The sequence below is a fragment of the Siminovitchia acidinfaciens genome (assembly GCF_003605385.1).
GTDB lineage: Bacteria > Bacillota > Bacilli > Bacillales > Bacillaceae_C > Siminovitchia > Siminovitchia acidinfaciens.
In genome coordinates, this window is sequence record NZ_QYTV02000013.1 from 68,030 (window position 1) to 86,283 (window position 18,254).

The window sequence follows — 18,254 nt, forward strand, 5'->3', positions numbered from 1 at the left end:
CTCGGGAATTGGCTTGTGCTTGTCGGTGCTAAACGGTCGCTTGCGCTTTTCGTAGAAAGGAGGTAATAGCCTTGGAACAGATTTTGCCCTTTATCAGCGAAGTCGGCTTTCCGGCACTTGTTACATTTTATTTATTATACCGGATTGAAACAAAGCTGGAAGATGTTGTTCAATCGATCCAGAGCCTCCCCGAAAGGATGGAAAGATGAGCAGCCTTTTGGAAGGGGCAGATTCAAGCTGATCAGAGATTTTCTGATTGGCTTTTTCTTGTTTTCGAAAGATAACAGAAGAACATTTGTTATAATAGTAGACAATAAGAAGAAACAGGGTGATAAGGGTGAAGATCATTCATACGGCCGATTGGCACTTGGGAAAGCTTGTCCACGGAGTATATATGACAGATCAGCAGGAAGCGGTTTTGGAACAATTCGTAGATCTAGTCGCAAATGAGAAGCCGGATGCTGTCATTATTGCCGGAGATTTATATGACCGGTCCGTACCTCCTGTTGAAGCGGTTCAATTGCTTGAGAAGGTTTTGTTTAAAATTAATGTGGAACTTAAAACACCGGTTCTTGCCATCTCTGGGAACCATGACAGTGCCGAAAGGTTGGCTTTCGGCTCATCCTGGTATCGCCACAGTGGTTTTTATCTACAAGGAAAGCTTGCTGGATGTTTTGAACCTGTGAGGTTGAATGGCATCAACTTTTATCTTGTTCCTTATGCTGAGCCGGGTGTTGTAAGAGAGATTTTCCAAGATTCCAGCATCCAGTCACATGATGAAGCGATGCGACGTATCACGTGGGAAATAGAGAAAAACATAGATCCAAATGAAGTCAATATTTTGGTGGGCCATGCATTTGTAATTGGCGGTAAAACGACCGATTCGGAGCGGATATTATCCGTTGGAGGTTCTGGCTGTATTGATTCAGACTGCTTCAGCCCTTTTACATATACTGCGCTTGGACATCTGCATAGTCCTGATGCAATTCGCCACGATACGATCCGTTATTCCGGATCGCTATTGAAATATTCTTTTTCAGAAGCCAAGCAGCGAAAAAGCGTATCAGTCATTGAAATAGATTCTAAGGGGAATCTGGCAATTAAGGAGAAATCATTAACACCCCTAAAGGATATGAGAGAAATTACCGGATACATAGATGAATTATTGGACCCGGCATTTTATGAGACTCAAAGGTTGGAAGACTATTTAAAAGTGACCCTTTTGGATGAAGGGGCATTGCTGGATCCGATCAATAAATTGCGGGCCATCTACCCGAATATTCTTCATTTGGAGCGAAAAATAGATAATATTGATTTGGAGAAAAGGCAAACGCTCCGGCTTGTCCAAACCGAAAGAAAAACGGAGCTAGATCTTTTTTCCGAGTTTTACAATGAAATGACAACGAGTGAGTTTACGGAGCAAAAACGGGAGTTGATGACAGAGGTCATCGACAGTGTTCGTAAGGAGGTGCTGTTTGTATGAAACCACTGAAATTGGAAATGCAGGCATTCGGTCCCTATGCAGGCATTGAGGTCATCGACTTCACCCAATTGCAAAACCGGACGATGTTCGTCATATCTGGAAAAACCGGGGCCGGTAAAACCTCGATATTTGACGGGATCAGTTTTGCCATATATGGGAAAGCAAGCGGAGAGGACAGGAACGGCGCGGATTTACGGAGTCATTTTGCGAAGGATGACCTGCCAACGGAAGTATCGTTGGAATTCCAATTGCGAGATAAAATTTACTACATCTGGCGTGCTCCTCAGCAGGAAAAAAGAAAATCGCGCGGTGACGGATATACAATCGTCAATGCCAAGGCGGAGATGTATATAGTTGATGGGACGGGTTCACGCAAACTGCTTGCGGCAAATGTGAGGGAAACGGATGAAAAGATCAGGGAAATCATTCAACTGGATGCAAATCAATTCCGCCAGATATTAATGATTCCCCAAGGTGACTTCCGAAAGCTGCTTACATCGGACAGTAAAGAAAAGGAAATTATTTTACAGCGACTTTTTCATACCCAGCAGTACAAGAAAATAGAAGAGAAACTGAAAGAAAAGGCGGGATTCCTTAAAGGTGAAGTGGAAAATGGAATTGATCAAAGGAGTCGAAAGCTCAGAGAGATCTTCACTAATGGAAACGATGAACTGGAAGCCGCTCTGGCAGAGCAAACACCCAGTGATACAATCATCCTGCCTATGCTCGAAGCAATCACAGTGGAAATGAAGCAAACACTTGTCGAAATTGAAAAGAACATAAAGATTAAACAAAAAGACCGTGATGAGGCGAAAAGAAAAGTAGATGAAGCGGAAAGCATTTTGAATGAAATGAAGAGCCGAGACGACCTGGCAAAGCAAAAAGCGAATCTGGATGAAAAAAAGAGTCTGATCGAGGATAAAAGAAAAGCAGTGGATCTTGCAAGAAGAGCGGCTAACCTTGAGCACCAGGAGAATATATGCCAACGCCTGAAAAAAGACATTGATGATCTATTAGGCAAAAAAAACAAGGTGGAAAAAGAACTGGCCTTTATTTCGAAAGAAATAACCTCCGCTATGGAAATACTGAAACGTGAAGAGGAAAACAAGAGCAAGAGGGAGAGCTTTCATGCTGAAATGACACGGCTTGAGAGTTTGCGTGAGGAAGTTCTTTCTTTCTCCAAGCGAAAAGCGGATCTTCAGCGGCTGGAACAAGAGGCAGACAATTATCGCAAATTGCTTGAAAAAGGAAAGTTGAAGGCGGCCGAATGGGTCGAAGCGATTGAGAAACACCAAAGTGATCTTAACGGACTTAGACAACTTCAAGACCAAAATGTTGTCCTGATGGAAGAAAACCTGCGGCTTGCTCAAATGATAGATCTTTTAGATCAATTGACAGGCTCTATTGTAGATAGGAAAAGCGCAAAAGACCGATTGGATCAACAGGACAAAGCGTTGAATCTGGCCAAAGCGAGAGCTCAAGATGCGTCGGAAACTCTGAAACATATTGAGGAAAAGTGGTATAAAGGACAAGCAGCAATCCTTGCCAGCAAACTGGCAGCCGGATCGCCATGTCCTGTCTGCGGCTCCTCCGAACACCCTCTGCCGGCACATACTGTAGTAGGACACATCAGTGAAGAAGATTTAGAAGCTGCAAAAAAGGATGCGCAACTAATTGATGAGCAGCTTGCTGATGTAAGGCAAACATGGATGATAGCCAAAGCGGATGTCGATTTATGTGAGAAGACAGTATTTGAAAAACTGGAAGCCGTAAAAAAATTTTTGCCAGATGCCCAGTTGGATAATGCTTCACATCTCTTGGTTGAGCTTCAGGATAAAAAAGCGGAGACTTCCAATCAACTCCGGAATAATACCAATCAAACAAATAAAATACCTGAGTTGGATGCCAAGCTGACAAAACTTACAAGAAGTCTCAAAGATTTGAACAGAGAGATGGAGGAGACTGCAGAAAAAGAAAGAGTTACTGCAAATGAATATGCAGAAACGAAAGCAGCAGTACAAAGCTTTACCCATAACCTTCCGGAAGGCGTAGAGAATATTGAGCAATTTGACAAGAGAGTAACCTTCTTAAGGGTGAAAATTCAGCAGTTTGATGAAGCTTTAAACAAAGCGCAGCAGGCTTGCAACAGACTAAACGAACAGCAGGCGGCCCAAAGAATGACACTGGATAATTTAAAGCAAGATGTAGAAAAAGTCCAAAACTCATTAAATGTGGAACGGGAAAAGTTTTTAAGCCAACTCCACCAAGAAGGATTTGCTGCTTACACTGAATATGCTGAATCTAAAAGGGATGCTCTATGGATTCAAGCGGCCGAAGAAGAGATCAAGGCTTACGGGGAAGAATACCGGTCAATTAATGACCGCCTTAAAGATTATGAAACACGCCTAAAAGGCGTCGACCGGCCAGATATTGAGAAGTTGGATGAAGCATTCAAAGAACAGGAAAATTCACTCCTTGCAATGAACGGACAATTTTCAAGCTTAATGATGAATATTAAGAAAAATGAAGATGTCCAATCAACTGTCCTTAGTTTAAATCATCAAATTAAAGCGATTGAGAAACAGTATGAACTCATTGGACATTTAGCCGATATAACAAGAGGGCAGAATACATACAAGCTGACGTTTGAGCGATTTGTACTTGCTTCGTTTTTGGATGATATTCTCACAGCTGCCAACGGAAGGCTATTGAAAATGACTAGCGGGCGCTACCAGCTATTGAGAAAGAAAGAACGTTCAAAAGGGAATGTTCAAAGCGGCTTGGAGCTGCTCGTGTTCGACCAATACACAGGGCAGGAACGCCATGTTAAAACTTTATCAGGCGGAGAAAGCTTTAAAGCGGCACTTTCGCTTGCATTGGGCCTGTCAGATGTTGTTCAGGAGCATGCAGGTGGAGTTTCGCTGGAAACGATGTTCATTGATGAAGGGTTTGGTACACTGGACCCTGAATCTTTGGACCAGGCCATTGAGGCATTAATGGAAATACAAAGCAGCGGAAGGCTTGTCGGGATCATTTCTCACGTTCCGGAATTGAAAGAGCGGATTGATGCCCGTTTGGAAGTGCTGGCTGGTCAGAGCGGCAGCAGCACTGAGTTTGTATTTTTATCATGAGTAGGAGGTGCGGTCCCTTTGGAGAAGACTTTTTATATCGCTACACAGGCGTTTGGATGGTTCATTTCCATCAGTTTGGCAGTCTTTGCCGGGTTTGCTTTTAAGCTGAGCTATCCATTTATCGGAATCCTGCTAATTATTATTTTCCTCGCATCAGGTGTCGTAAATGTTTTATTCAGGAAGAAATGGAAGGTAACATCGTAGAGAAAATCCTGCTCTTGCCAAGGGCTCTAAGCCTGGCCAGAGCGGGATTCTTTTTAAAAAAGATGGAAAAAGTATTGATTAATCAAATGAAAAATTACGAAGAATATACCCGTCAAGAGACCTTATAGAATAGCAAAAACTTAACCATCCAAAGGCCAGGTTCCGGTGGATGGTTTTTTCATAAAAACTATTAAGGAAAGTCCGTCCTACCATGTGTTATAATAAAATATCATTTTTAAAAAAAGGAAGACCCAAGATGAATGTTGATTACCAGTTATTTGATATGCTCAATCAATTTGCAGGACAGAACCATCTGCTTGACCAAACGGTAATGCTATTTTCAAAATATGGCCCTATATTATTTGGGCTTGTTTTTGTATGGTTGTGGCTTTCAAAGTCCGGGAATCCGATTGACAATAGAAAAATTGTCTTGTATGCATTAACAATAACTATCATTGTCCTTGGAATTAACAAAGTAATAGAATTGATGTACTTCCGTCCTCGGCCATTTGTTACATATACGGTCAATTTATTAAGCGACAAAGTGAGTTCGGACCCTTCATTTCCGAGCAATCATTCAGCAGGGGCATTTGCAATGGCTTGTGCACTATTTTGGTACCGAAGAAAGATTGGAAGTGTTTTGTTGATCATGGCGTTTTTCATGGCACTGTCAAGGATTTATATTGGTGTTCACTATCCTTTGGATGTAACGGCCGGTGCAATAATCGCATTAATTGTAACAGCTGCGGTGATATCACAAAGACGTTTACTGGATCCGTTATATCAAAATCTCATACAAGGATTCAGAAGGTCTAAGGATCAAAAAACTTATAGAAACATGTGAAGCGATTACCGGAAGATGATGGACTGCGGCATAATAGCTGAAAATAGAACATCATCTAAAGTTGTTTTTTAATGTTCATTAGAAAAATGTTGACAATAATTTCTTTCGTGATACTATTGGACTTGCGTTCAAAAACAACTTAACATTCCTCGTTAGGTGAGGCTCCTATATGGAGATACGCTGCTGCCCAGAAATGTCTAAAGACACCAATGGGTCAACAGAAGCCATCGACTTAAGGTGGTTTTTAATGCAGCTGGATGGAATTTTCGTCCTATGCCATATAGTGCTAAAGCTCAACGAATAGAGGCTTATTCAGGCATGTTTGATATGCGTGTTTTTAAACACCCTCTTTCGTTGAGGGTGTTTTTTGCGTTTATGGGAGGTGATGAAGGTGGAAGATGATTCGGACAATACTAAGTTAAGAGACAGATTTTACAAGATGTGGGGAAGTGTCCGTTCAACCGCCTGTAATCACTCTTTACAAAAAGGCGCTTACCCTCAATTTCAATAGTTTCTATGGCAAACGGGGGTTTTAGAATGATTAAGGAATTAATAAACAATTTATCTAGCAAAGAAGAAATCGGCGAATTTATTGAAAAATTCCAGCCCTATGATTTGGCTGAAATGGTCACGGATCTGGATGATAAGGAACAGATCGTATTTTTTACAAACATACCTTTTGATTTAGGCGCTGAGATTATTGAATACCTGGAGCCGGAATTACAATATCGTCTATTGGACCATATTGAAAAAAAAATTGCAATCACGTTGCTAAACCACATGTCGAGTGATAAAGCGGTCGACTTATTATTGGCTATACATCCTTATCAAGCGAAAATATTAATGGAGTTTTTACCGAAAGAATATCGGGAAAAAATAAAAACATTAATGACCTACGAAGATAATTCGGCGGGAAGTCTTGCAACAGTCGATTATATAGGTGCCCGAAAGCATTGGACAATCGAATATACATTGAGTCACATTAGAAAGGTTGGACAAGAAGCAGAAATTGTTTCTTATGTATATGTCATTGATACACACGGGAAACTGACCGGTGTCGTATCGTTGAAAGAAATAATATTGGCAAAGCCAAATCAAAAGCTTGAAGAGATTGCCAAGGAAGACATGATCACTGTACTGGTTGATGAACATCAAGAAGGTGTTGCCGACACTTTGGCAAAATATGACTTGGTTGCAATACCTGTCGTAAATACCAGCCATAGAATGATTGGCATAATCACCGTTGATGATTTGATTGACGTTATTCATGAAGAAGCAACCGAAGATATTCAAAAATTAGGGGGGAGCTCTCCTCTTGAAGAAGCCTATTTTAAAAACTCCGTTTGGAGTCTTTTCCGAAAGCGGATAGGATGGCTGCTTATCTTGTTCGTTGCAGAAGCTTATACGGGGAATGTATTAAGGCACTATGAAGATATCCTAGACCAAGTAATTGCCTTGGCGTTTTTTATTCCTTTGTTAATCGGAACCGGAGGGAATTCCGGAACACAGACGGTTACTACTTTGGTCCGGGCAATGGCTATGGGAGAAGTCGAGTTCAAGGATATATTTAAAGTGATGCGAAAAGAGGTATCTACTGGACTGCTTCTTGGAGCTGTTATGGGAGTGGTGGCTTTTATCAGGGCTGAAATGCTGGGGGTCGGATTTGACATCGGCACCGTAGTGGCTATTACCGCTATTTGCATAGTGATATGGGCTTCATTTGTTGCCGCGGTCATGCCTTTAATTTTGCACAAGCTGAAAATCGATCCCGCTGTAGTGTCCGGTCCGTTTATCGCTACTTTAGTTGATGGAACGGGATTGATCATATATTTTACGATGGCCAGACTCTTTTTAAACATTTGAGCCTTGTGGCGCTGATATCTTAGCCGTTGGAGGTAGACAAAGCAAGTACTATTTCGAAAAAAATATTTCGTTATATTTTCAAATCTATATAAAATTCCTGTTCCGATATCGGATTTTACCGATTAGAACAGGAATTTTTCAGTTTTTCAGCATACGCAGCCCATTTAAAATAACGAGTAAAGTACTTCCTTCATGTCCAATGACTCCGAGCGGCAAATTGACAATTTGCATGAAGTTGGACGTAATTAATACGAGTATGACAGCAACTGAGAAATAGATATTTTGTTTGATGATCCGATTCATTTTTTTTGACTTTCCGATCGCTTCCGGTATTCTATTCAAATTATTCTTCATTAAAATAACGTCGGCTGTTTCCAATGCGATATCTGTTCCACCGCCCATGGCAATTCCGATATCAGCAGTAGCAAGGGCAGGTGCATCATTGATACCGTCACCAATCATAGCAACAGGTCCATATGCCTCTCTTAACTTATTAATCTCAATCAGCTTTACTTCAGGAAGTGTATTTGCCATATAGGAGTCTAGACCCGCCTCCCTTGAAATGGATTTGGCAGCTCCTTCACCGTCACCTGTAATCATAATTGTATAAAGGCCAAGTTGTTTGATATTTTCAATGGCTTTTTGCGCCTCATCCCTTATGGCATCTTTAAACGTGATGATTCCGGCAATACCGTCTTTATTACCAGCATAGATGATTGACTTACCATCGGCTTCAAATTGCACTGCTTCTATTTCGAAAATAGAATCCTTTTGTTTGGATACGAATGAGGGTTTACCGATTTTCCATTCGTTTCCTTCAACGGTAGCGCTTATGCCCTTTCCGGGAAAATCATCCAAGTTCTCCACTGTAAGTAAAGAAATTCCTTTGTTTACTGTATATTGTACAATTGCGGCTGCAAGGGGATGAGTAGACAGCTTTTCTATGGAAGCGACGGATTGTAAAAACCGCTCTTCATCCACCCCGTCTCGAACGACCACGTCAGAAACTTCATGCTGTCCCTTAGTTATTGTGCCTGTTTTATCAAAGGCGATTGCTTTTAAAGCGGCCAGGGACTCGAGGTGATTCCCGCCCTTAACTAATATTCCCTTTCTTGCTGAAGATGCAATGGCCGATAGGCTCGCGGGCATAATGGAAGCCACCAATGCACAAGGTGAAGCAACAACCAGCAGCACCATCGCCCGATAAAAGGTCTCTTTCCAGTCCCAGCCGAAAATATAATGGGGCAGAAAGAGCATGAAGCAAAAAACAATTAATACGACTTTTACATATGTACCTTCAAACCTTTCAATAAACTGCTGCGTAGGGGATTTTTCATTTTTAGCAGCATCAACGAGATCAATAATCCGTTGAAAAAGGGTATCCTTTTGTTCTTTGGATACAAGAATTGTGAGAGTGCCATTCAGGTTAACTGTCCCGGCAAATACTGTGTCTCCCAACTGTTTCCCTATAGGCACTGATTCTCCTGAAATAGCAGCTTCGTCTACGGAAGAATGGCCTTCTTTTATGAGGCCATCAACAGGAATTCTTTCTCCCGGCCTAACAAAAATCATGTCATTAATGTTCAATTCAGACACAGGGACAATTTTTTCTCCGGTCTCCGTTAATAAAACTGCTTCGTCAGGCTGCAACTTAACCAACGAAGATAGTTCTTTTTGGCTTTTATTCATTGTGTAAGTTTCAAGAGCACCACTTAGCGCGAAAATAAAAACCAGAATGGCACCCTCTGCCCAAAACCCGATGACAGCGGAACCTACGGCAGCCATGATCATTAATATTTCTACGTTCAATTTTTTGTTTGCAATAAGATCAGTTATACCTTCTTTTGCTTTATAGTATCCTCCAATTAAAAAAGCCGGGATAAAAAAGGCCTCTGGATAGATTGGATAAAGAAACCCTAAACCAATTAGCAAACCACTAATAATTGCGGCGATCAACTCGCCGTGACTCTTAATAGTAGAAATAGAGAAAGTGGATGTTTTATTTAGGGCACTCTTGTTTATCGGAGACAAATGCAAACTCCTTTCTTTCAATAGTGTGTTGATATACAAAATATAAAATTTTAGCAATTCAATTAATTATACCGTATTTATTGGGAAAGAAAAGCAAACTGCACGCGAGGATAAACTAAAGTCTGCACATAAATCTGCGGCTATTTTTTATCAGATTGTTGTGTCTATGCTCCTTTTCAACTTAAAGGACTGCTAAGTTGAAATTAAATTTAAATGATAATGAATATCACAATAAGGATGAGTAAACCTCTGGCTTGATCAATAATGATAATGATTATCAAAGATAACATTTCTCAATTAGATTAATTTATTCTCAATTAGACTTGACTCGCAGGAACTGTTTTAATATGATGGTTATATAATAATAATTACAAACTAAATGATGAAAAATTTATTTATGGGATGGTGAAATGATGAATGCTCCTACGAAGTTGTTAGAAAGTCCGTCTATTATAATTCGGGAAAAGTCATGGCAGAAAGTCAAAACCAATATTGAACTCATAGCAGCAATCGGAAGCGGGGCTCTAATTTTTCTTGGATGGTTATTAAGCATAAAGGACTTTAGCGCAACTTCAGTTTTGTTTTACTTATTGGCTTTCGTAATCGGTGGATATGCAAAAGCGAAAGAAGGCATAGAAGAAACAATAAGAAATAAAGAATTAAACGTTGAAATGTTAATGATCATGGCAGCAGTGGGATCTGCCATAATAGGATATTGGGCGGAAGGAGCCATCCTGATCTTTATTTTCGCAATGAGCGGAGCCCTGGAAACATATACAATGAACAAAAGCCATAAAGAAATTTCATCATTGATGGAAATTCAACCGGAGGAAGCGTGGCGAATCACAAGAACAGGCGAAGAGAGGGTCCATGTATCGGAGCTTGTCGTCGGCGATTCCATTTTGATTAAACCAGGAGAAAGGGTTCCGTCGGACGGAGAAGTTGTAAGAGGCAGCACGACTTTGGATGAGGCTGCGATTACAGGGGAATCCATCCCGGTATCTAAGGGGATCGGCAATCCGGTATTTGCCGGAACGATGAATATCAACGGCTCCATCACTGTCAGGATTACCAAACCCAGCAACGAGTCTCTGTTTCAAAAGATCATTGAACTAGTCCAGACAGCACAAAGCGAGAAATCTCCATCTCAGCTTTTTATTGAGAGATTCGAAGGGAAATATGTAAAAATCGTTTTGGCAGTTGTATTCTTTATGATGTTTCTTCCGCATTACCTCGTCGGGTGGAGTTGGAGTGAGACATTTTATCGAGCAATGATTTTGCTGGTTGTCGCTTCTCCTTGTGCTCTCGTTGCCTCTATTATGCCAGCAACTTTATCGGCGATTTCCAACGGGGCTAGAAAAGGTGTTCTTTATAAAGGCGGTGTTCATTTGGAGCAATTGGCCGAAATAAGAGCGATCGCCTTTGATAAAACTGGAACATTGACTAAGGGAAAACCCGAAGTGGCGAATTTTATCTCTCGTGACGGCCAAAACAGTGATCACATACTTCTTACAGTCGCCTCCATCGAAAAACACTCCAACCATCCTCTTGCCAATGCAATTGTCAAATACGCCGAAGAGCATTTAACACAACCTTTGATCAACTTGGATACGGTAGAAGACGTCGCGGGTTGGGGGGTAAAAGCGGCAATTAACGATGAGTACTGGAAAATTGGAAAAGGAGATTTTGTTGAAATCAAGGAGACTGACCAGTTTCTAGTAGAGCGTGCAAAAGAGCTGGCCAATGAAGGTAAAACCATCGTCTATATCCAAAAGGACAATGAACTGGCTGCTGTTGTTGCTTTAAAAGATATGGTCAGAAAAGAATCGATGGAAGCGGTCGATCAATTGAAAAAGCAAGGTCTTTTCACGGTAATGCTTACTGGCGACAATGAAAAAACCGCTCAGGTAATCGCATCAGAGAGCCATGTACAGGGTTTTATCGCAGATTGTCTCCCGGAAAATAAAGTTGATGAGATTAAACGATTGAAAGAGAAATATGGTACTGTCGCAATGGTTGGAGACGGAATTAACGACGCCCCAGCACTGGCCACATCAAACGTAGGAATTTCGGTCGGTGATGGTACAGATGTCGCACTTGAAACTGCGGATATGGTGCTAATGAAAAATGATTTGCTGCGGATACCTGAAGCAATACGGCTTTCGAAAAGAATGAACAGAATCATAAAGCAGAACATTTTCTTTTCAGTCGCAGTCATTGCCTTGTTAATTTTATCAAACTTCTCCCAGGTGATTGATTTGCCTTTAGGGGTTATCGGTCATGAGGGAAGTACAATTCTTGTTATATTAAACAGCTTGAGGCTATTGAAGTAAGCTGTTGTATTTGAAGAAGACCGCAACCACGCGGTCTTCTATTACTTTGGATTGAAATGATGAAACTATTCAATGGGCTGGAGCGTATACATAATGTAAATAATATTTGAGGATGAGAGTTCATGAACGAGTATGAAACAGAAGTAATGGAAGAGGTTCAAAAATGGACACGAAAAATAAATAAGCGTTCAAGCCTCATTAACAGGATTTCAAAACAGGCACAAACGAAAGTAAATGGATTGATCCCAGAAAAATTCCATGAAGTCATGACAGAAAGTATCAAAAATATGGTGAAAGCAACGCTTGTCGGATCTGACTTTCTTATAAAAAACTATAAGTCAGAAATGACTTTGTTCGAGCGGGATGAACTTGTTAAAAGAAAACTGGATGCTTATCGGAAAACCGCAGTCATAGAAGGTGCCGGGACCGGTGCCGGCGGGATACTGCTTGGGTTGGCGGATTTCCCATTGCTATTATCGATTGAAATGAAGTTTCTATTTGAGGCGGCTGCCATTTATGGTTATGATACGAAAAAATATAGTGAAAGGCTATTTATTCTGCACGTATTCCTGCTAGCTTTTTCCAGTGATGATACTCGTAAGAAAACGTTCAATACCATCGAAAATTGGGAAGAGGAGAAGGACCAGCTTACTGATATGGACTGGCGGGAGTTTCAACAAGAATATAGGGATTATATTGATTTCATAAAAATGTTCCAATTGATTCCGGGATTCGGTGCTATCGTCGGTGCCTATGCGAATTACAACTTACTTGATCATTTAGGTGAAACCGCTATGAATGCATATTGGTTCAGGATATTCCAGGAAAAATTAAATAAGAAAATAACATGAAAGGCGCTCTTTTTTAGAACGTCTTTTTCTTAATTGAAATTTTAATTGAGAAAAATTATCAACTAAATCGTTGACTCTTTAATAACGGGTGTTATAATTAGGATGAGCTCAAGTGAGAATGATTATCATTCGCTGTAAAAATACATAGAAAATATTGGTGGGTGATCCGTGAAAATAAAATATTTGTTACAAGTACTTTTGGTACTATGCGTTTTTTCATTATTTATAGGGGTTAGTCGCATTTCTCCTCTTGATTTGTTGGATTTTCAATCAGAGGAAACGCAAGTATTTCTAATCAGCCGCCTGCCAAGGCTTTTATCAATCATATTGGCGGGAGCGGGCATGAGCATTGCGGGGCTCATCATGCAGCAGCTGAGCCGAAACAAATTTGTTTCACCGACCACTGCAGGCACGCTGGATGCAACAAAACTTGGAATCCTTGTTTCCTTGCTATTGTTTGCCAACGCAACGATGCTGGAAAAAATGATGATCTCTTTCGTCTTTGCTCTTGCAGGGTCGCTTTTGTTCATGCAGATCCTTGACCGGATTAAATTTAAGGACGCCATCTTTATTCCGCTCGTAGGGTTAATGTTCGGCAATATTTTATCATCGGTCACCACTTTTTTTGCGTACCGTGCAAATGCCATTCAAAATATGTCGGCCTGGCTTCAAGGGGATTTCTCCATGATCATGAAAGGACGATACGAGCTGCTGTATATAAGTATACCTATCATTATACTATCCTATCTTTTTGCTAACAGGTTTACGGTAGCCGGCATGGGAGAGGATTTTGCCACAAATCTTGGGCTTTCATATAAACGGGTGGTTAATCTCGGACTGATATTAGTAGCTCTGATTACAGCGACAGTGGTTTTGACGGTAGGCATGATTCCATTTCTTGGTTTGATCATTCCAAATATCGTTTCAATTTTCAGAGGTGACCATTTGCAAAAAACATTGCCGCATACGGCTTTGCTGGGAGCGATATTCCTGCTCATTTGTGACATATTGGGACGTATTCTCATTTACCCTTATGAGATTTCTATCAGTTTGATGGTGGGAATTATCGGCAGCGGCATTTTCTTATACTTGCTGTTCAGGAGGAAAGTCTATGCGTAATTCAGTTAAGTTGAGCATACTCTTCCTTGTATCCCTGAGTCTTTGCTTGCTCTATTTATTTCATGACTTGAATGGAAGTTTTGATTATGCGCTGCCCCGCCGGGGGACTAAAGTGCTCGCGATGGTTATTACGGGTGCTGCCATTGCCTATGCAACGGTTATTTTTCAAACAATCACACATAATCGTATATTGACCCCTAGCATTATGGGACTGGATTCTTTATATTTGCTCATTCAAACGTTTTTCATTTTCTCTTTAGGCTCGGAGCATATAACAGTCGTAAATAAACAGGTCAATTTTCTATTATCTGTTGCGGCGATGATTATCTTTGCATTGCTCCTATATCATTTATTATTTAATAAAGGGCAGCAGTCGATCTACTATCTTCTTTTAATAGGGATTATCATCGGTACATTTTTTCAAAGCATCAGTACCTTTTTACAGGTTTTGATAGATCCGAATGAATTTTTAATTGTGCAAGACCGCATGTTTGCTAGCTTTAACAACGTAAACAGTGATCTTGTATGGCTGTCGCTTCTCTTCATCTTGCTTGTTTTTGCGGTTGGATGGCGATCTGTCAGCAACCTGGATGTGATGTCGCTTGGCCGTGACACTGCCATTAATTTGGGAATTTACTATGATAAAACAGCAAGGCAGATGCTTGTGCTGACAGCAATACTGATTTCAGTATCAACGGCGCTCGTTGGACCGATCACTTTTTTCGGATTGATTGTTGCCAATCTGGCTTATCAATTTTTTCATACTTACAAGCACCGCATTATTATAAGCGGAGCCATCCTATTGAGTATTATTGCCCTTGTGGGAGGGCAGTGGGCAGTGGAGCGGTTGTTCACTTTTTCCACAACACTAAGTGTCATCATTAATTTCGTCGGCGGCGTTTATTTTCTTTACCTTTTGCTGAAGGAGAGTCGATCATCGTGATTGAAGTCTTGGGATTATCCAAGTTTTATGGAAAAAATAAAGTGGTCGAAGATGTTACGATTAATATTCGCAGCGGTCAAATTACGTCTTTTATCGGTCCAAATGGTGCGGGAAAGTCAACCCTCCTTTCAATGGTCAGCAGACTTTTGGATGCAGATACAGGCGATGTCCTGTTGGATCAGACGAATATGAGGAAAATGAGATCCAATGATTTATCCAAAAGGGTTTCCATTTTAAAACAATCAAACTATGTGAATGTCAAACTGACAATCAGGGACCTTGTATCATTTGGTAGATACCCGTATTCAAAAGGCCGGTTGACAAAAGAGGACCAACAGATGGTGGATCAGGCGCTTGTGTATATGGAACTCTCAGATATCCAAGATTCCTATCTTGATGAATTGTCAGGCGGTCAGCGTCAGAGGGCTTTCATTGCAATGGTCATCGCTCAGGATACGGATTACATCCTTCTCGATGAGCCGCTTAACAATTTAGACATGAAACATTCGGTTCAAATCATGAAAATTCTCCGCAGGCTCGTAGACGAGTTAGGCAAAACAGTCGTGATTGTCCTGCACGATATCAACTTTGCGTCAGTATATTCCGATAGGATCGTTGCGATGAAAAACGGCAAAGTGGTTAAAGACGGTCCAACTGAAGAAGTCATTCAGTCCGAAGCACTAAAAGAAATATATGACATGGATATTCCGATAAAAAACTTAAACAATTGCAGAATTTGTGTGTATTTTAATTCATAGACAAAGGGGATTCATTAACATGAAAAAGTGGACATTATTCATCATGCTCGTAATAGCAGCAGTTGTGTTTACTGCATGCGGAACGAAAGAAAGCCAATCCGGTGAAAAAGATTTGAATGGCACGGAAAAGCAGACAGATGAAATTTCGATCAAGCATGAATATGGTGAAGCAACCATAAAGAAGAATCCAGAAAATGTTGTTGTTTTTGACTTTGGAATACTGGATACCCTTGATGAATTGGGAATCAAAGTAACCGGTGTACCACAGGTCACCGTTCCGTCGTATCTCGAAAAATATTCCGGTAAGGAATATACAAATGTCGGAAGCTTAAAAGAGCCTGATTTCGAAGCAATTCATGATTTGAAGCCGGATGTCATTTTCATATCGGCCCGCCAGGCGGAATTGTATGATCAATTTGCAGAAATTGCTCCTACTGTGTATATGGGAATGGATTACAATAATTATTTGGAATCTTTCAAAGACAACATGAATACGATCGGCAAAGTTTTTGACAAAGAAGAAGAAGTTAAAGCCGAACTTGCTGACATTGACAATCAAATTGCGGCTGTAAAAGAAAAGACAGAGTCCCTTGATAAAAATGCGTTGATCGTATTGGCAAATGAAGGAAAAGTAAGCGCCTATGGTCCGAAATCACGCTTTGGCTTGATCCACGATGTCCTAGGCTTTAAAGCAGCCGATGAAAATATTGAAGTGTCTACACATGGACAAGGAATATCATTTGAATATATTTTAGAAAAAAATCCGGATATCCTATTCGTCATCGACAGAAATGCAGCGATTGAGGAAAACGCGGAGCCTGCAAAAGAAGCGGTCGAGAATGATCTTGTGAAAAAGACTACAGCATATAAAGAGGGTAAAATCATTTACCTTGATGCGGAATACTGGTATCTATCCGGCGGAGGATTGACATCCATAAAAGAAATGATCAAGAGTGTTGAACAGGCATACTGATAAAAGAGGGCCGCTGCAAATGGTGCAGCGGCTTTTTCTTTGACAAGACATTAGAATAACGATAGTAATGAAACTAAAGACAAAGAAAATGAAGGAGTTGTCCTGCTTCAATGAGATTAAGTGTTATCGATCAATCTCCCATTGCCTCGAATAAGACAGCAAGGGAAGCATTAATGGATTCTTTAAAATTAGCGCAGGAAGCAGAGCGGCTCGGATACACTCGGTATTGGATTGCGGAACACCATGATTTACCAGGGCTTGCCTGTTCCGCGCCCGAAGTCATGCTGGGCTTCATCGGGGGGAGAACAAGCACTATCCGGATTGGCTCGGGTGCAGTTTTGCTTCCGCATTACAAGCCGTATAAGGTGGCTGAAATATATAATATGCTGGCAACTCTTTTCCCTGATCGAATAGACATAGGCATCGGACGTGCACCGGGCGGATCCGCCGAAGCGACCGAGGCACTTTCCAGCAATTTTTTACAGAACGTATGGAAGCTTCCTGAGCTGGTCGATGAATTACTGACATTTATAAATGATGATTTTCAGGCAGAGAATGAACATTCCAAACTGTCGGCTTCTCCTATTCCAAAAATACAGCCCATGCCTTGGATTCTTGGAACGAGCGAGAAGAGTGCTGTACTCGCAGCCGAAAAAGGAATTGCATATAATTTTGGCCACTTCATGAGTGACAAGGAAGGAAAAACGATTGTTCAAAAATATATCGAATATTTTCAGCCTGCTACAGAAGAGCATGAACCGACAGTTATCATAACAGCGAATGCTATTTGTGCTTCAACTAAAGAACAGGCAGAGGAAAACGCACTCTGTTCGTTGATCTGGGAGATCCAGAAAGAAAAAGGTGATGGTAAGAATGGCATTCCATCAATTCAGGAAGCGGTTAAATATCCTTTATCTGTAAAAGAAAAAGAAACGGTTGAAATTAAGAAAAAGAAAATGATTCTTGGCAGCCCGAAAGAAGTGAAAGAGAAAATAGTGGCATTCCAAGAGCAATACAAAGCGCATGAAATAATGATCAACACAAATACCTTCTCGACTGATGACCGGATTCAATCCTATAAGCTGATAGCAAAAGAAATGCTCACCTAAACAGAATAATTTCCCCTTGTTATCACATGATAAGAGGAAAATAATTGGGAGTGAATTTAATTGGATTTGAACCGAATAAAGCAAATTTTATCGTCATCAGCCGATATTGAAGTGAAATACAATGGGGTATCTGTTTGGATAGATAAAGTGAACGAAGACGGAAAAACAGCAACCGTTCATTTGCGGGGACCGAATCAATTTGAGGAGAGGTCAAATGCGGAAATATCGCAATTGATAGAGGAATGATGAAATGCCGTCCATGGGGGCGGCATTTATTTTTTCCTTTTTTCAGGGATGGATAACAACCTTCAGAGGGGTATAGTATAAACCAACCAAAATGAAGAGGATGTTCATTAATATGCAATCTTTTCTATCGGAGGATCGCTACTCCAAAGAATATAACTGGCTGATTATGTCTATTTGAGGAAACAGCTTTCTTTATTTAACTAATCCGCTAATAGCTTGTGAAGACCGTACTTAAACTAACGGGGGCTTTAGCAAAATAACTGCTGAAATATTTTGCAGCTTTCATGGTTTTCAATATTCCACAATCGGGCGCGATTGTGGAGAAACCCGGAGAATTAAAGTAAGATCACCGATAAAATGTATATC

Annotated in this window: 15 protein-coding genes and 1 riboswitch; of the genes, 14 read left to right on the forward strand and 1 reads right to left on the reverse strand. The window is 40.7% G+C overall.

Features of this window, described 5'->3' with window-relative positions:
* Window positions 1–71 precede the first annotated feature (71 nt).
* The 6 genes from D4T97_RS19130 (at window position 72) to mgtE (ending at window position 7,525) form a co-directional block, all read left to right on the forward strand.
* Window positions 72–209, forward strand: a complete 138-nt coding sequence (locus tag D4T97_RS19130; protein WP_126052369.1) for a YvrJ family protein — start codon at window positions 72–74, stop codon at window positions 207–209.
* 128 nt (window positions 210–337) lie between these two features.
* Window positions 338–1,483 (forward strand): exonuclease SbcCD subunit D, encoded by a 1,146-nt coding sequence (locus D4T97_RS19135; protein ID WP_126052370.1) that lies wholly within the window; start codon window positions 338–340, stop codon window positions 1,481–1,483.
* Window positions 1,480–4,614, forward strand: coding sequence for an AAA family ATPase (locus tag D4T97_RS19140; protein WP_126052371.1), 3,135 nt, complete (start codon window positions 1,480–1,482; stop codon window positions 4,612–4,614). The genes D4T97_RS19135 and D4T97_RS19140 overlap by 4 nt, the downstream gene beginning before the upstream one ends.
* 18 nt (window positions 4,615–4,632) lie before the next feature.
* The gene (locus D4T97_RS19145) at window positions 4,633–4,818 is read left to right on the forward strand and encodes a hypothetical protein (protein ID WP_126052372.1); all 186 of its coding nucleotides are present in this window, start codon (window positions 4,633–4,635) and stop codon (window positions 4,816–4,818) included.
* A gap of 256 nt (window positions 4,819–5,074) precedes the next feature.
* Entirely contained in the window at window positions 5,075–5,662 is a 588-nt protein-coding gene (locus D4T97_RS19150; protein ID WP_126052373.1) for an undecaprenyl-diphosphatase, read from the forward strand.
* A gap of 141 nt (window positions 5,663–5,803) precedes the next feature.
* Window positions 5,804–5,975, forward strand: a riboswitch (M-box (ykoK) riboswitch).
* A 224-nt stretch (window positions 5,976–6,199) separates the two neighbouring features.
* Complete coding sequence (gene mgtE / locus D4T97_RS19155; RefSeq protein WP_126052374.1) at window positions 6,200–7,525, forward strand: magnesium transporter; 1,326 nt, start codon at window positions 6,200–6,202, stop codon at window positions 7,523–7,525.
* A 138-nt stretch (window positions 7,526–7,663) separates the two neighbouring features.
* On the opposite strand, the gene D4T97_RS19160 is transcribed toward mgtE, so the two are convergent.
* Entirely contained in the window at window positions 7,664–9,556 is a 1,893-nt protein-coding gene (locus tag D4T97_RS19160) for a heavy metal translocating P-type ATPase (protein ID WP_126052375.1), read from the reverse strand.
* Window positions 9,557–9,969: 413 nt separating this feature from the next.
* Here D4T97_RS19160 and D4T97_RS19165 point away from each other — a divergent pair, with 413 nt between their 5' ends.
* From D4T97_RS19165 to D4T97_RS19200, 8 genes are all read left to right on the forward strand, one after another.
* On the forward strand, window positions 9,970–11,889 hold the full coding sequence (locus tag D4T97_RS19165) for a heavy metal translocating P-type ATPase (protein ID WP_126052388.1): 1,920 nt from the start codon (window positions 9,970–9,972) through the stop codon (window positions 11,887–11,889).
* 122 nt (window positions 11,890–12,011) lie between these two features.
* The gene (locus D4T97_RS19170) at window positions 12,012–12,740 is read left to right on the forward strand and encodes an EcsC family protein (RefSeq protein WP_126052376.1); all 729 of its coding nucleotides are present in this window, start codon (window positions 12,012–12,014) and stop codon (window positions 12,738–12,740) included.
* A 168-nt stretch (window positions 12,741–12,908) separates the two neighbouring features.
* Window positions 12,909–13,859, forward strand: coding sequence for an ABC transporter permease (locus tag D4T97_RS19175; RefSeq protein ID WP_126052377.1), 951 nt, complete (start codon window positions 12,909–12,911; stop codon window positions 13,857–13,859).
* Window positions 13,852–14,802 carry an iron chelate uptake ABC transporter family permease subunit gene (locus D4T97_RS19180; protein ID WP_126052378.1) on the forward strand — a complete coding sequence of 317 codons (951 nt, stop codon included), beginning with the start codon at window positions 13,852–13,854 and terminating at the stop codon, window positions 14,800–14,802. The genes D4T97_RS19175 and D4T97_RS19180 overlap by 8 nt, the downstream gene beginning before the upstream one ends.
* Window positions 14,799–15,560, forward strand: coding sequence for an iron ABC transporter ATP-binding protein (locus tag D4T97_RS19185; RefSeq protein ID WP_126052379.1), 762 nt, complete (start codon window positions 14,799–14,801; stop codon window positions 15,558–15,560). The genes D4T97_RS19180 and D4T97_RS19185 overlap by 4 nt, the downstream gene beginning before the upstream one ends.
* 19 nt (window positions 15,561–15,579) lie before the next feature.
* Window positions 15,580–16,533: a siderophore ABC transporter substrate-binding protein gene (locus D4T97_RS19190; protein WP_126052380.1), complete on the forward strand. Its 954-nt coding sequence runs from the start codon at window positions 15,580–15,582 to the stop codon at window positions 16,531–16,533.
* A gap of 110 nt (window positions 16,534–16,643) precedes the next feature.
* Window positions 16,644–17,642 (forward strand): LLM class flavin-dependent oxidoreductase, encoded by a 999-nt coding sequence (locus D4T97_RS19195; RefSeq protein WP_126052381.1) that lies wholly within the window; start codon window positions 16,644–16,646, stop codon window positions 17,640–17,642.
* A 60-nt stretch (window positions 17,643–17,702) separates the two neighbouring features.
* The gene (locus D4T97_RS19200) at window positions 17,703–17,888 is read left to right on the forward strand and encodes an H-type small acid-soluble spore protein (protein WP_126052382.1); all 186 of its coding nucleotides are present in this window, start codon (window positions 17,703–17,705) and stop codon (window positions 17,886–17,888) included.
* The last annotated feature ends 366 nt before the right edge of the window (window positions 17,889–18,254 follow it).

Bases quoted from the DNA above. Each gene is read 5' to 3' on its own strand.
- D4T97_RS19140 (WP_126052371.1), top strand. From the start codon at position 1,480: ATGAAACCACTGAAATTGGAAATGCAGGCATTCGGTCCCTATGCAGGC.
- D4T97_RS19150 (WP_126052373.1), top strand. From the start codon at position 5,075: ATGAATGTTGATTACCAGTTATTTGATATGCTCAATCAATTTGCAGGA.
- mgtE (WP_126052374.1), top strand. From the start codon at position 6,200: ATGATTAAGGAATTAATAAACAATTTATCTAGCAAAGAAGAAATCGGC.
- D4T97_RS19165 (WP_126052388.1), top strand. From the start codon at position 9,970: ATGAATGCTCCTACGAAGTTGTTAGAAAGTCCGTCTATTATAATTCGG.
- D4T97_RS19170 (WP_126052376.1), top strand. From the start codon at position 12,012: ATGAACGAGTATGAAACAGAAGTAATGGAAGAGGTTCAAAAATGGACA.
- D4T97_RS19180 (WP_126052378.1), top strand. From the start codon at position 13,852: ATGCGTAATTCAGTTAAGTTGAGCATACTCTTCCTTGTATCCCTGAGT.
- D4T97_RS19190 (WP_126052380.1), top strand. From the start codon at position 15,580: ATGAAAAAGTGGACATTATTCATCATGCTCGTAATAGCAGCAGTTGTG.
- D4T97_RS19195 (WP_126052381.1), top strand. From the start codon at position 16,644: ATGAGATTAAGTGTTATCGATCAATCTCCCATTGCCTCGAATAAGACA.